The organism is Paraburkholderia aspalathi (assembly GCF_900116445.1).
Taxonomy (GTDB): domain Bacteria; phylum Pseudomonadota; class Gammaproteobacteria; order Burkholderiales; family Burkholderiaceae; genus Paraburkholderia; species Paraburkholderia aspalathi.
Map to the genome: position 1 here is coordinate 264302 of NZ_FPBH01000001.1, position 14185 is coordinate 278486.

General features: G+C 59.6%; 11 protein-coding genes. 10 read left to right on the plus strand and 1 reads right to left on the minus strand.

Translation table 11 applies throughout. From position 1 onward, the window contains the following. Positions 1-90: 90 nt before the first annotated feature. From rlmB to BM438_RS01205, 7 genes are all read left to right on the plus strand, one after another. Entirely contained in the window at positions 91-834 is a 744-nt protein-coding gene (gene rlmB / locus BM438_RS01180; protein ID WP_063496380.1) for a 23S rRNA (guanosine(2251)-2'-O)-methyltransferase RlmB, read from the plus strand. 43 nt (positions 835-877) lie between these two features. Then, the gene (rpiA, locus tag BM438_RS01185) at positions 878-1573 is read left to right on the plus strand and encodes a ribose-5-phosphate isomerase RpiA (RefSeq protein WP_093632534.1); all 696 of its coding nucleotides are present in this window, start codon (positions 878-880) and stop codon (positions 1571-1573) included. 477 nt (positions 1574-2050) lie between these two features. Then, on the plus strand, positions 2051-2206 hold the full coding sequence (locus BM438_RS45290) for a hypothetical protein (RefSeq protein ID WP_167378278.1): 156 nt from the start codon (positions 2051-2053) through the stop codon (positions 2204-2206). Between the two features lie 196 nt (positions 2207-2402). Beyond that, complete coding sequence (locus tag BM438_RS01190; RefSeq protein WP_093632535.1) at positions 2403-2825, plus strand: helix-turn-helix domain-containing protein; 423 nt, start codon at positions 2403-2405, stop codon at positions 2823-2825. 608 nt (positions 2826-3433) lie between these two features. Then, positions 3434-4513, plus strand: a complete 1080-nt coding sequence (locus tag BM438_RS01195) for a sugar transferase (RefSeq protein ID WP_093632536.1) — start codon at positions 3434-3436, stop codon at positions 4511-4513. Positions 4514-4662: 149 nt separating this feature from the next. Then, positions 4663-5973 (plus strand): polysaccharide biosynthesis/export family protein, encoded by a 1311-nt coding sequence (locus tag BM438_RS01200; RefSeq protein ID WP_244179210.1) that lies wholly within the window; start codon positions 4663-4665, stop codon positions 5971-5973. 97 nt (positions 5974-6070) lie between these two features. Next, positions 6071-8296 carry a GNVR domain-containing protein gene (locus tag BM438_RS01205; protein ID WP_093632537.1) on the plus strand — a complete coding sequence of 742 codons (2226 nt, stop codon included), beginning with the start codon at positions 6071-6073 and terminating at the stop codon, positions 8294-8296. 166 nt (positions 8297-8462) lie between these two features. Here the strand turns inward: BM438_RS01205 and BM438_RS01210 are convergent, their stop codons facing one another. After that, positions 8463-9863 (minus strand): calcium-binding protein, encoded by a 1401-nt coding sequence (locus BM438_RS01210; protein ID WP_093632538.1) that lies wholly within the window; start codon positions 9861-9863, stop codon positions 8463-8465. 455 nt (positions 9864-10318) lie between these two features. Between BM438_RS01210 and BM438_RS01215 the strand changes: the two genes are divergently transcribed. The 3 genes from BM438_RS01215 to BM438_RS01225 all read left to right on the plus strand — a co-directional run bounded on the left by BM438_RS01215 (position 10319) and on the right by BM438_RS01225 (position 14166). After that, entirely contained in the window at positions 10319-11422 is a 1104-nt protein-coding gene (locus BM438_RS01215) for a glycosyltransferase family 4 protein (RefSeq protein WP_054034696.1), read from the plus strand. After that, on the plus strand, positions 11410-12627 hold the full coding sequence (locus BM438_RS01220; protein ID WP_093632539.1) for a glycosyltransferase family 4 protein: 1218 nt from the start codon (positions 11410-11412) through the stop codon (positions 12625-12627). The genes BM438_RS01215 and BM438_RS01220 overlap by 13 nt, the downstream gene beginning before the upstream one ends. 63 nt (positions 12628-12690) lie before the next feature. Beyond that, positions 12691-14166: a hypothetical protein gene (locus BM438_RS01225; RefSeq protein WP_244179211.1), complete on the plus strand. Its 1476-nt coding sequence runs from the start codon at positions 12691-12693 to the stop codon at positions 14164-14166. Positions 14167-14185: the final 19 nt, after the last annotated feature.

The following is a 14185-nucleotide window of genomic DNA, read 5'->3' on the forward strand; positions in this document are numbered from 1 at the left end:
AGACACGCTACTCAGGCAGCACAGTAAGCAGGTTCGCATTCATCACAGCAGCGCGCTGTCAGGGCGCGCTCAATCAAAGGTTTGTCAGTCATGTCACGTCTCAAGGTTCTATACGGTTTCCACGCAGTGACCGCACGTATGCGGCACGATGCGTCGACGGTCGAAGAGGTTTACTACGACGCCACGCGCAAAGACCGTCGCATGACCGAGTTCCTGCACGCGGCGAAAGAAGCCGGCGTGCGCTTGATCGCCGCCGACGAAACGCGTCTGTGGGGCCTCTCGCATACCGAGCGGCACCAGGGCGTGGTGGCGCGTGCGGGCGATATGCCGCTTGCGCAGAATCTGGCCGAACTGCTCGACGGCATCAACGGTTCGCCGTTGATTCTCGTGCTGGACGGCGTGACCGATCCGCACAACCTCGGCGCCTGCCTGCGCGTGGCCGATGCGGCCGGCGCGCACGCGGTGATCGCGCCGCGTGACCGCGCAGTGGGTTTGAACGCGACCGCTGCGAAGGTGGCGAGCGGCGCGGCCGACACCGTGCCGTACATCACCGTCACGAATCTGGCGCGCGCGCTGCGTGAGTTGAAGGACGCGGGCGTGTGGGTGGTCGGTACCGCCGGCGAGGCCACCAAGAGCCTCTACGAGACCGAACTCGACGGTCCGGTCGCACTGGTGATGGGCGCCGAAGGCGAGGGCATGCGCCGCCTCACGCGCGATACCTGCGATGTGGTCATGCAGATTCCGATGGCGGGCACGGTCGAAAGCCTGAACGTGTCCGTGGCGAGCGGTGTTTGTCTGTTCGAAGCGGTGCGTCAGCGCTCGGTGAAGAAGTAAACTCCGGTAAACTTGTCGTTTTTACTGCTCGCCTGCATTCCCCATGACCCAAGACGAACTCAAGCAACTGGTCGGCCAGGCCGCCGCTGACTATGTGAACGCCAACGTGCCGGAAGGCTCCGTGATCGGCGTCGGCACCGGCTCCACCGCGAACTGTTTCATCGACGCGCTGGCCGCCAGCAAGACCCGCTATCGTGGCGCGGTGTCGAGCTCGCTCGCCACTACCGCACGTTTGCAATCGCACGGCTTCAAGGTGCTCGATCTGAACGAGATCGAAACGTTGCCGGTGTATGTCGACGGCGCCGACGAGATCGACCGCAGCGGCGCGATGATCAAGGGCGGCGGCGGCGCGCTGACGCGCGAAAAGATCGTCGCGTCGGTGTCGGACGTATTCGTCTGCATCGCCGATGCGAGCAAGCTGGTCGACACGCTCGGTAACTTCCCGCTGCCGATCGAAGTCGTGCCGATGGCGCGTACCGCGATCGGCCGCCGCGTGACGGCGCTCGGCGGCGTGCCGGTCCTGCGCGTGACGAAGGACGGTGCACCGTTTATCACGGACAACGGCAACGAGATCCTCGACATCAAAGGTCTGAAGATCGCCGATCCGCGTGCACTCGAAGCACAGATCAATGCATGGCCGGGCGTCGTGACCGTTGGCCTGTTCGCAGAACGCGGAGCGAATCTGTGTCTGCTCGGCACTGATACAGGCGTAGAGGCGATTCGCTACGCCCTCAGTTAACGCTGCGTATTCAAGGCATCGCACGGCGTCGAGCGCGGTGCGATGCCTTGTCTTATGTCTCCGGCGGCTGTTGCTGCCTCGGTGCCGTGATCCGGCTCCCCCCTCCGAGCGTTCGGGCTCACTACATATTCGCCTGGTGGCGCGAGCGCGCAACCCCAATGTCTCCGCCGCCTGGCGCTGCCTACCTTCCCGGTCGTCGGCCCGTGCTCTCTTGTGCGCGCAGGCCCCCCGATCCGTTTGTTGCCCCCGTTATTTGACGTTCTGGTTGCGGCCCACATGCTGCGCTGGTTTCGCTCGACTGTGACCATGGCGTGCTATCCGGGGCTGCGAACAGTGTCAGACCTTGGCGGCTGATCGACGAGCACGCACTTTTGGCCGTTTCTCGATTGCGGAGTGTGGCCGCGCGCACGCACTGCTGACGACACTCCTTTTAAACTCGGTTTCGTGGAGTTGGACTGCTGCGCGTAGGGCGACATCGTGAAAGTGACGATTGCCGCCGACTGGCTCATGGCGTCAGCAGAAGCAGAAGGCGTGCGCAAACAGATAGTCGAGAAATATCGAAATGCCGATCCATCCGATCGGCTCGACATCTTCAAGCACTGTGCGCCGATCACGCCAAACGGGTTGGATTGATAAAAGTGATTTTGAATTGTTAAAAATTCGTCTTACTAAATAAATTGAGAGATGAGCAATAGCAATTGCCGTTACTTGCGGAGATGGAGTTATGACAGAGCGGCACGGCATCACTGCGGGGGAGTCGCGTTACGGCATGGCTGGATTACCCAACACCGAAAGAATACGATCTTCTCAAAAGGAGAATTCAAAGAATATGAATGCCGATCGCCTTTTGGGCCAGGTCCCTGACATCGCAGAAGCTTGGGCTGCGTTGCAGAGCAAGGTGTCTATCAAACCCATTCGTACCGAGCAGGAATACGAGGAGATGACGCAACTCGCGAATGCCCTGACGAAATATCCCCAGGGTGACACGGGCAATCCGCTGGTGGATCTGCTCGGCGTTCTGTCCGCTCTGATCGACTGCTGGGAAACTCGTCATGTGGTTCTCCCCAGTGCAGAACCACGTGAAGTGCTACGCCACCTGCTGGAAACGCATGGTCTCAAGCAAAAGGACCTGGCGGATATCGCCTCGCCAACGGTGGTCAGCGATATTCTCGCGGGGCGCCGTGCGATTAGCAAGAAAGTGGCAAAGGCGCTAGCTGTGCGTTTTCGAACGGACGTCGGCGCATTTCTATGAGATCTCGCTAAATATAGAGAATCGACGGTGCGAAGTGGGAAATGTGTTTTCGCTATATATAAACAATATTAATTCGCATGACTAATAAAAATAATACTAAGGGATAGTTTACCCGCATCGCCTTTTTTTGGGCGAGCGCCAGGCTTCTGCCACGGCGCTTTGGATTTAAGTCGCCCGCCGGCTTTCATGATGTTACTCATCCAAAATGCGAACTTCGTCTAAACAACCTGATTGGTGTGATGCCGCACGGAATGTATCCGGTCGAGGGCGTAGCGTATTGCTGTGGACTGAAGTACTGCTTATCAAGTGGATAAGACCGTGACGTGAAGCGACACGAAATGCACATCGGACCAAGGTGCAGACTCCCTCCGCGCTGGGCGCGCGTAGACGAGTCGAAACCCTGGGCAGGCTGCCGTTCGCGATCGACACGGTGGCGGTCGAAGAGATATATCGGCGCGGACGACAGAGTGCGTCCCGCCGCTAGCGATGCGGGAGGCGAGATTTCCGTTGCTGGTCCTACGGCCGGTTCGACGGAAATCAGGCAGCCGTGGGCGGCGATGAGTCGGGAGTGATCGTCGCGGGGAACGTTAAGGTCTGGGGTAACAGAAATGTCAGTACTAGTCCATCGATTGACCGACATCGCACTGATCGTACTGGGTGCGTTTGGCGCGCTGCACCTGAACTTGCCGCAAGTGGGTCATCCACACGAGCTTGATCCGTCGCTCGTCGCGTTCGTTGCTGCCCTTGCTCTGTCCGTGTTTCCGGCTTGCGGAACCTACCCTGCGCGGCGTACGCGGGCGGTGTTCGGCCTTGCGAGCCGCACTGCATTCGCGTGGCTCGCTGTCCAGCTCTGCGGCCTTGGGTTGCTCTATGCAATTCATCGTGAGAACCAGTTGCCGTTGCAGTGGTTCCTCTATTGGACGCTCACGACCGGCATATCCCTGCTCGGCTCGCATACGCTCATCTTCGGCGAATTCAAACTTGCCCGTTTCGCGGGACTTCGGCTCGCCGGCACTTCGGGCTTCGATGCCGAAATCGATACGACGCCCCGCGAATATGGCCTGGACAGCGCTGGAGCCGTACGAAAGGTCGTCAAGCGCAGCTTTGACGTCGTGGTCAGTGCGTTGTTGATAGTCGCGCTGCTGCCGGTCCTCGTTTTGCTCGCGGCGGTCGTGTTGAGCGATGGAGGCCCGGCCGTGTTCGGACACGTCCGTGTGGGGCATAAAGGGAAGAAATTTCGTTGCCTAAAGTTCCGTTCGATGGTTGTGAACGCAGACCAGGTGCTCAAGACCTTGATTGAAAACGATCCGCAGGCGCGTGCCGAGTGGGAACGTGATTTCAAGCTCAAGAACGACGTGCGGGTCACCCGTATCGGCCGGTTTCTACGCCGTACCAGTCTGGATGAGTTGCCGCAGTTATGGAACGTGATGCGCGGCGATATGAGCCTGGTCGGACCGCGCCCTATCATCGACCAGGAACTGGAGCGCTATGGAACAAACGTCATGTACTACCTGATGGCCAAACCCGGCATAACAGGCCTGTGGCAGGTCAGCGGCCGCAGTACGACGGACTACGCGACGCGGGTGTCCCTGGATGTCGCCTATGTGAAGAACTGGTCGTTGCTCCGGGACGTCGCCATTCTTTTTAGGACTTTCAAGGTGGTCTTCAAGGGGAGTGGCGCGTACTGAATCGGAGGTGACGGGTTGATCGAAGGCTATAAGGCCGGGCGGCGTGGGGCGGCTGGGTATCGCCAGCAAAAAGTAAGAAAAAATTCTACATAGTGATGTGCGCGTTGCAACGGGGGCATCAGGTTGGACGCGCGACAGAGGGAGTAGCGATGATGTTACGCAACAAGTTGGGTTCGGAAAGGACCACGAACGCGCAAGAGTCAAATGTATTGGTTGAAGAGCGAGCAGACCCGGTGCACGATTCATTCAGGCGAACTCGTGCTGCAAGCTGCCGACAACAGGTCAGGACTGCGGTCACCGGCGCTGCGCTGGCGGTATGCCTGGCAGGGTGTGCATGGTCACCTGGGATGTCATTCAGTCCCCCATCCGGAACGTCTGGTCCGGGACAAGCGGAGGGGGGCAGCGGTCTCGCCAGCAGCAGCGTGCGCGCGACGGCAGACGCTCACCCGGGTAAGGGTGTGGATGCGGTCCCCACGGGCAGCCTGATCGAAATCACCGACGATCTGGTTGAAAAGGAACGCGCCGAACGCTCGAAGGCGGTGCCTGACGAAGTCACGCAATTGTTCGCGAAGCCAGCGCCATACACGTTAGGGGCCGGCGACATATTAAGCATTGTCGTATGGGATCACCCTGAGCTGAATATGCCGGGCTCCTCGCCGTCCGCCGGACCTGAAGCGAACAGCGCAGGTTCGATGACCTCGGGCTATACAGTCGACTCGGGTGGCATGATCCAGTATGCCTATATCGGTCCACTCAAGGTGGCAGCGCTCACCGAAATGGAGGCGCGTGATCTGCTGGCCCAAAAACTCAGCCGTTACGTGCGCCAACCTCAGGTGACGTTGCGGATTGAGACTTATCGGAGCAAGCGGATCTATCTGGACGGCGCAATCAGGAATCCCGGCGTGCAGGTTCTCAACGACATGCCGATGACCTTGCCCGAAGCCATCAATCGTGCCGGAGGATTTACGCCTACCGCGGACAGGTCGATGGTCGCAATTACGCGTGGCGACAAGACCGTGAATGTTGATATCCCCGGCATGATTGCAAAGGGCGTGAACCCCGACAACATCGAACTGCGCAGAGGCGATATGGTGCGCGTCTTCGCGCAGACCGACACGAAAGTGTACGTTTTTGGCGAAGTCCAACGTCCGGGGAGTTTGACGTTCAACAACGGCCGAATGAGTTTGAACGAAGCGCTAGGTGACGCCGGCGGCATCAGTCAAACCTCGGGAGATGCGTCGCAGGTCTTTGTCGTGCGCGGGCGCGACGTGGGTAAGCCGGTGGTCTTTCACCTGAATGCCGGGTCTCCGGCTGCGATGGCAACTGCGGATGGCTTTGAGCTAAAGCCAAATGACGTGGTGTTTGTCGATGCATCTGCACTTGTCAGGTGGAGCCGCGTGATCGGTTTGATTGTGCCAAGTACACAGGCGGCAGCTGCTGGCCGGGCCATCGGTTACTAATGAACCAAAAATCTGTTTGGCCTGGCGGCAGTGCATCCGGCAGAGCGATGGCGAAAGCAGGCGTTGCCGGAACGTTTGGGAATAGGGGAGAAGGCACATGAATTACCATGACCCGTCAATTAATACCATAGATGTAGTCCCCGAACAGGCGGACCATCTTGGTGTCTTTCTGGACGTCCTGTATCAGAACCGCGGCATGATCGCGCTGATCACCGCGTGCTTTCTTTTTATGGGTGCGGCTTATGCACTGCTCGCGGCGCCGGTGTATCAGGCCGATATTCTGATCCAGGTTCAGGAGAATCCGAATGCTGCCAAGGACGCCTTGGGTGACGTGAAGTCGATGTTCGCTGTCAAGACGGCTGCTTCGGCCGAGATCGAGGTGTTGCGCTCCAGACTGGTGATCGCGGGAGCCGTGACCAGTGCGCAACTCAGCCTCAGCGCGACGCCGCGGTATTTTCCGGTAGTCGGCCGGTGGATTGCTGGCCACCTGAGTGATCTGGCCCACTCCGGCATGGGCGGCTATGCATGGGGTTATGAGCGGATCAGCGTTTCGAAATTCGATGTGCCCGATGCACTGCAAGGCGTGACATTTATCCTGACACTGCACAAGAACGGCAACTATTTGCTGAAGTACAAAAGCATCGAGTTGCCCGGGCGCGTCGGTGAACTGTTGCACGCTGAAACGGCCGAAGGGCCAGTTGATCTCCTCGTGGACCAGATCGTCGGAAAGCCGGGCGTCGGTTTTGAACTTGTTCGGACTTCGGAGCTTGCTGCGATTCAGCGTGTGCAATCGGGCTTGTTGATTTCGGAGAAAGGTAAGGAATCTGATGTGATCGGCGTAGCTCTGGAGGGCACCGATCCGAAAAAGATCAGCGCTATTCTCGATGCGATCGGTGCGGCGTATGTTCGGCAAAATGTCTTGCGTACTCAGGAAGAGGCACAGAAGTCGATCACATTTCTCGATGCTCAATTGCCTGAACTGAAGTCCAAACTGGAGGTCGCGGAAAGCGAGTTCAACGCATTTCGGGCGAAGAACGGGACAGTGGATCTTAGCGCGGAAGCAGCCGCGCTTCTGCAACGGTCGACCCAGGCGAAAAGCAAGGTCGCCGACCTTGAGCAGCAGCGAGCGTTGCTTCTCGCGCGGTACACATCGGAAAACCCGGCAGTGATCGCCGTCAACGACCAATTAAGCGAGGCTCAGAGGGAGGTTGGAGGCATTGCTTCCGTGACCAAGCAACTGCCGCCGATGGAGCAGAGCCTGCTGCGGCTGCAGAGAGAGGTTCAGGTGGATACCTCCATCTACACGAACCTCTTGAACACCCGTGAGCAACTGCGTCTTCTCAAAGCGGGGAAGGTGTCGAATGTGCGATTGGTAGATACCGCTATCGTGCCGGATAGTCCGATTCGGCCGAAACGCGTGCTTGCGATTATCGGAGCCTTGATGGCGGGCCTGTTCGCGAGCGTCGTGTTGGTATTGCTCAAGCGAAGGCTCTTTGACGGCGTCACCATTCAGAACGAAATTGAAACCGGCACCGGGCTGTCCGTGTACGCGACGATTCCTCGCAGCAGAGTACAGGAAACGCTGGCCCGTAGTCTTCTACGCAACACCGATTCAAATCTTGTGCTGGCGCACGCAGCGGCGGGCGATGCAGCGATCGAAAGTCTGCGAAGCTTCAGAAGCGCGCTTGAGTTTGCTCTCGTCGACGCACCTAACCGGATTGTCTTGCTCGCCGGGCCGACGCCCATCGTGGGCAAGTCATTCGTCTCGGTTAATCTCGCGGCGTTGATCGGGGCGTCGGGGCAACGTGTGCTGCTGGTCGATGCTGATCTGAGAAGGGGCACGTTGCACCAATATCTTGGAGTTCCATGCAGCCCTGGCATTACCAATATCGTGACGCGTGACAAGACGTTCGAAGATGCTGTACACCGCGGCATTCTGCCAGGTGTCGATTTCATCGCGAACGGAGGATACATACAGAACGCAAGCGAAATTCTCAAGCATCGGAACTTCCTCGCGTTCGCCCAGCAGGTAGACAGCGAATACGACGTGGTCCTGATCGACGCGCCGCCTATTCTGCCGGTTGCCGATTCAGGCATTGTGGCTTCGATTGCGGGAATGGTGTTCGTGATTGCACGACACGGCGTGACAACGGTGGAGGAACTGCGCGAGTCGACGCGCAGGTTCGAGCAGATCGGTGTGCCGATTCGCGGTGTCATTTTCAACGACGCGATGTCGAGACCAGGTCGCTACGGGAAAGCGTACGCCGCCTACGGATATTCCAGCTACACCACCGGAGTACCCGCCAAGGGAACTGAGGCCTGACATTGCAAGGGGGCGCGAGCGCGCAGTATGTGTGTCGGTACGCGATTCAGCAACTAGTGGAGCTGATTCGCGGACGGACGCCGTACGGGGCGATACGCCCGTACACCCGTGGCTCGTCGCTCGAATCGGCAGCCTCGGGATAGCGGTCAGGCGCTGGCGAACGCGTTCAGGTTCCCGGCGTGTCCGCGAGTGTGACTTCGAGCAGAATGACGTGGTCAGGTACGTTCACGGTGAGTTGGCGCAAATCGCGATGGCTGGCGAGCGGCGCCGCCGAAACGAGCGGATCGTACAGGTCAACACGGCTCGCTTTCACGCCGAAGTCAAGTTCGACAGAGGCAGGCGGGCTGGTGAGCGGTGTCCCCGCCGCCCGGTCCCAGATCGGCGTTTCGTTCCATAGCGCCAGTACGAAGCGACCGTCCTTTTTCCGCAGCAGCAAACTGTTCGCCGATACCGGCATTTCGGAGAGTCTATAAGCGAGGGTGCCACGCACCGCGCCGGTTGTGCCGTTCGCGCGCAGTGTCGTGCCAGCGTTCAGTATCGACGTGAGATTGCGAATCGCGTGGGCCACCTGTTTGGGACTATTGTCGTTGCGAAAGAGTCCGTAGTGCATTTCGCCGCTCTTGTTCTGCGGATCGGGTTTCTGGTCGAGCAGTTCGTAGACAAAGGTCCGTTTTACGCCCGCCGCCGCCGCGTCCATGTAGCCGTTGAGAACACCCTTGGCCTGGGTCGGCTCGTCGACGCCGAGCATGTACCAGCCTGCCTGAGGCATCGAGAAGTAGCCGAATTCGGTGATGACGAGCGGCAGCTGAAACTTCTTGACGGCATCAATGGCCGCGCCCATCCACCTGTCGCCGTTCGCGTTATAGGTTGGTTGTTCGCCGTTTTGTGGGTAGACATGCTGATTCGCGTAATCGGCGGAATCTGCGCGCGTCTCGACTGACTTCTCGTCGTAGCCGGTGAGATCGTAGACGTGCACGCCCTTGAGTTCCGGCGTGGCGTGTACACGTGCGTAGATCTCGCGCTGCACGGCGAGCCCGGCAGCGGTGCCCGTGAGGCCGTGATAGGGGATCGGCCAGTTGTTGATCTCGTTGAAACCTTCGATGGCCGTGACACTGCCAGGCACTGTGACGTTCAATTTCGCAGCCTGTCCGATTGACTCCGCAAAGTTCGAGCCCGTCAGGAAGTTGAATTTGACGCCGTGTTGCGCGAGATAGACATAGCTTGAAAACGGCGGACTGCTGCCGGGCGCATAGTCGCGCACGTGATGGATGCCGAGCCATGCCAGATCGTCGGCGACGTTACGTACGTTGACATAGGCGCCATCGGTATAGTTGACGTGGGTAATGACAGCGAGTGTCTCGATGAAGGTGTCGGCAGGCATGGCTCGCACAGCATCGCTGGCTTGCACCGTCGATACGCACGCGAGCACGCAGATGCCTGCTGCGACGCTTTCGGCGGCGCGTGTGCCGAACCACCGGTATGTTTTCGTCCGGTTCGCGGATCGCGAACCGGACGAGACGGCTGTGTTGGCGGGCAGGACACGGGTGGTTGCTACGGGATGCTTCACGGCGGATTCCTTGTGTGAGAGGGCTGCCGGCTCCGTGCGCGTTGCGCGATGCCGGCATCTCGATGGTTTGGCCTCTGTTGGAGACGCATTCAAAGATCATCTTGATACGTTGTTGCGTCCTTCGTGTGTGCGACGGCGAACGGATAGGACGTGACATGCTGCGCGAAGGTGTGGGTCTCCGAGGCAAAGGGATATCCTGGCCCGCCCGGCCCGCCGCGGCGGGCTGCGTTTTTGTACGCGCGGGCGTTCCGGTTCACCTATGCGATTGCCGGCGAACGGGGCCCGGTGTGAAAACTGGCGTTGCATGAGCGACGGCGAACATTTTTCTGGCTGCGGGTCGGTCACACTCTGGGCCATATGACCTGTATGACGCGGTCTGTCGAATCTGGTTGTGTGCCGCGGTGACTTTGCGCACGCGTAACGACGTACCTTGAGCGATGCCCCGGAACCCGCCGATGAAACCCCTGCATACTCCGAATCTGGTAATCAATGGCCGTTTTCTGGGGCGCCGCGCGACGGGCGTCGATCGCTTCGCATTCGAGACCATTCGAGCGCTCGATCAGTTGATCGAACTGGACGATCCGCTCGTCGCCGGACTGAGGACCGAAATCGTCGTACCCGAAGCACTGGCCGGCATGGTCAATCCGTTTCGGCACGTCGGGCTGCGGGGGAGCGGAAAAGGCGGCGGCCTGCGCTGGGAACAACTCGCGTTACCACAGGCGGCATCGGGCCGCCTGTTGCTCAATCTCTGCAACTCCGGGCCGCTGATGTACGGCCGTCAGGTGACGGTGCTGCACGACGCGGCGCCCGCACGCGTGCCCGACAGTTACAGCCGTTCCTTTGTCGCCTGGTACCGCCTGATGGCACCACGCATCGGCCGGGTATCGCAGCGCGTGCTCACCGTGTCGGAATTCTCGCGGCGCGAGTTGTGCGACGCTTACCGGATTCCTGCCGGCAAGATTGGTGTCGTGCCGGAGAGCGGAGAGCACATGTTGCGTGTGCAACAGGATCAAGGCGCAGTGGAGTCCACGCTGAACGGACGTCCATTCGTGCTGGCGGTGGGAAGCCTCAACCGGCACAAAAATTTCCGTCTCGTGGCCGAGGCCGCGCACCTCATCAACGATGCGCAGTTCGACATCGTGGTGGTGGGCGGCGGGGATTCGAGGGTGTACGGAGCGGGCCGGGATGCGTTGCCCGCGTTCGTGAAACACCTCGGTTACGTGAGCGACGGCGAGTTGGCGGCGCTGTACCGGCGCGCGGCGTGTTTCGTGTATCCGTCACGTTATGAGGGCTTCGGGCTGCCGCCGGTCGAGGCGCTGGCTCTCGGCTGTCCTGTCATTGCTTCGAGGTTGCCGGCCGTGCTGGAAGCGTGTGGCGATGCCGTGCTCTACACCTCGCCGGATGATCCCGCGGAACTAGCGCACCTGCTTGAACAGATCACCAGCGACGCCGCGCTGCGTGCGAGTCTGCGCGAGCGGGGCCGTGCGCGTACTGCGGAACTGACCTGGCGTGCCACCGCAGTCAAGCTGATCGAGGAGATATCGCCGTGGCTAATGTAACGCTTGCCGCAACCCTTGCAAACGACACACGTCGCTTCGGCCGGGTAGCCCTCGTGCATGACTGGCTCGCTGCGTATGCGGGTTCGGAAAAGGTGGTGGAACAGATTCTTCAATTGTTTCCCCATGCCGATCTCTACAGTATCGTCGATTTCTTTCCGGAGTCGCAGCGGGGCGTGCTGGGCGGAAAACGCGCCCATACTTCGTTCATTCAACATTTGCCGCGGGCGCGCAAATCGTTCCGCAGCTACCTTCCGCTTATGCCGCTGGCGATCGAGCAGTTCGATCTATCGGCCTACGATCTCGTGATTTCGTCGAGCCATGCTGTGGCCAAAGGCGTGCTGACCGGGCCGCATCAGGTGCACGTGAGCTATGTGCATTCGCCGATTCGCTATGCGTGGGATCTCCAGCATCAATATCTGGCCGAAGCCGGCATGCAGCACGGCATGAAGAGCTGGATCGTGCGTCTGCTGCTTCATTACATGCGTATCTGGGACCATCGCACCGCACATGGTGTGGACGCTTTCGTCGCCAATTCGGCCTTCGTCGGAAGACGCATCCGGAAGGCCTATGGTAGTGACGCCACCGTTGTCTATCCACCTGTCGATGTCGAGCGGTTCGAGCTTGGCACGCAGCATGAGGACTTCTATCTGATTGCCTCGCGCATGGTGCCTTACAAGCGGATTCCGCTCATCGTCGAGGCTTTTGCGGCGATGCCCTCGCGGCGTCTCGTGGTGATCGGTGACGGCCCCGATTTCGCGCGCGCCAAAGCATGCGCGACGCCTAACGTAACGCTGCTCGGTTATCAGCCCGATGCGGTGCTGGTGGACTACATGCAACGCGCGCGCGCCTTCGTCTTCGCCGCGGAAGAGGACTTCGGCATTTCGGTAGTCGAAGCACAGGCCTGCGGCACCCCGGTCATCGCGTTGGGCCGTGGAGGTGTGCGGGAGATCGTCGTCGATTCGGCGGATCCGGAGCGCGGCACGGGGCTTTTCTTCGATGAGCAGAATGTGGCGTCCATCGTCGATGCGGTGGAGCGTTTCGAAGCGCGCCCGCTGTTTCGTGGGGAAGTCTGCCGCCGCAATGCCTTGCGCTTTACGGCGGAACGTTTCAAACACGAATTCATGGATGTCGTGGAACGCGCGATGCATGACAACAAAGGGTTTGCCGATACACCGCCGGCGCTCCAGTACCGACGCTCCGCATGAGACGGCGCAGCAACAAGATCGTTCGCGCATGAGCGTGCGGCGGACGGATAGGGGTTCAAGCAAGTGGAACTGACGATATTCGGGATCATTGTGTTCGTCACCGGAATGGTGGCGCTCTACACGTCGCATCGCGCCGTGATTTACGGAATGGCTGTCTACTCGCTGTTCGGTTGTGCGCTCGCGTTGGGATTGGGCGGTATCGGCATCTTGCCGCCACAACTCTTTCTCGCATTCTTCGCCTTGAGGGCTTTCAATCTTGTCGGCGGGAAGAAGCTTGGCGATGCGTTCTCGATGGACAAGCCGGGTTTCTGGCTGCTCTGCAACTGCCTGTGGGCAAGTGTGGGCGCCATCCTGCTGCCGCGCCTGTTACTCGGTACGACGTTCGTGTTTCCCGTCGATCGCAGTACCGACTTGATACTGCTACAGCCGCTCCGCCCAGTCTCGGGCAATCTGTCTCAGGTGGTGTATTGCATTGGCGATGTCGTGGTGTATTGCTGCATGTATGCATTTCTGAAATGTCGTGGCGCGTACAGGACCTTCGCGAACGCGATCTTCCTGCTCACTCTGCTCGACGTGCTCGCAGGCGTGATCGATGCCGTTTCGCACATTGTCGGCATTGATGTTCTTTCGCTCGTCAAGACAGCACAGTTCGCCGATCTGAGCGGCGAGGAATTGGGTGGACTGGTGCGCATCAGCGGCACGTTCAGCGAGACTTCCGCGTTCTCAACCTTCACGCTGCCGCTCTTTGTCTTTTGCCTGAATCTATGGCTGGTCGGGTGGCGTCCGAAACTGGCCGGCGCACTTGCTGTCGCGACGGGTGCACTGATGCTGCTGTCCACTTCGGGAAGCGCCTATGTCGGGATGGCTGGGTATCTGGTCGTATTGGTGTTCAGCAGGCCGCATCTTGTCGCGCGTGACGCTGCTGTGCGCAAGCATCGCATGTGGATCATCTCTGCTTGCATGGGCGTGCTGGGTGTGCTCTACGTCATACTCTTCCTGCCGGGAGTGGTGGATACGCTCGGGCAATTCGTCGACGCGGCGATATTGAGCAAAGCTGGTAGCTCATCCGGCGTTGAACGAATGAGTTGGAACACTCAGGGCATGACCAATTTCTTCGATACCTATGGGATAGGCGTCGGATTGGGCAGCATTCGCGCATCGAGCTTCCTGGTGGTACTGCTGGGGAGTCTGGGTATCGTGGGTGCGGTCTGCTATGGGATGTTCGTTGGCAAGTCTCTGCTCTCGCCGATGCCAGCCCATTACCCAATCACGGAACGCGCCGTCTGCTACGCGGCTCGGCATAGCATGATCTCGGCATTGATCGTCGCTTCGACTTCGGCTGGGGTGTTTGAGCTGGGTTCGTGTTTCTACCTGTTTGCGGCCGCAGCGGGGGCACTCTCGCCGCTTGCGTCAAGACGCGTATTCAGGCGTCAGGGACGGGTTGCCTCTTCTGCCTATGTCTGGCCCAGTCGTAACGTAGTAGAACCTGTCGACGTAGAGCCTGTTGAATTTGTGACGCAGCCGAAACGCCGCGGGTAGGGTTCTGGCGAAGAGCCGC

What these genes read in the sequence shown, in the direction of transcription:
- BM438_RS01215 (WP_054034696.1), top strand. Translation starts at nt 10,319, where the DNA reads ATGAAACCCCTGCATACTCCGAATCTGGTAATCAATGGCCGTTTTCTG.
- BM438_RS01200 (WP_244179210.1), top strand. Translation starts at nt 4,663, where the DNA reads ATGATGTTACGCAACAAGTTGGGTTCGGAAAGGACCACGAACGCGCAA.
- BM438_RS01205 (WP_093632537.1), top strand. Translation starts at nt 6,071, where the DNA reads ATGAATTACCATGACCCGTCAATTAATACCATAGATGTAGTCCCCGAA.
- rpiA (WP_093632534.1), top strand. Translation starts at nt 878, where the DNA reads ATGACCCAAGACGAACTCAAGCAACTGGTCGGCCAGGCCGCCGCTGAC.
- BM438_RS01195 (WP_093632536.1), top strand. Translation starts at nt 3,434, where the DNA reads ATGTCAGTACTAGTCCATCGATTGACCGACATCGCACTGATCGTACTG.
- BM438_RS01190 (WP_093632535.1), top strand. Translation starts at nt 2,403, where the DNA reads ATGAATGCCGATCGCCTTTTGGGCCAGGTCCCTGACATCGCAGAAGCT.
- rlmB (WP_063496380.1), top strand. Translation starts at nt 91, where the DNA reads ATGTCACGTCTCAAGGTTCTATACGGTTTCCACGCAGTGACCGCACGT.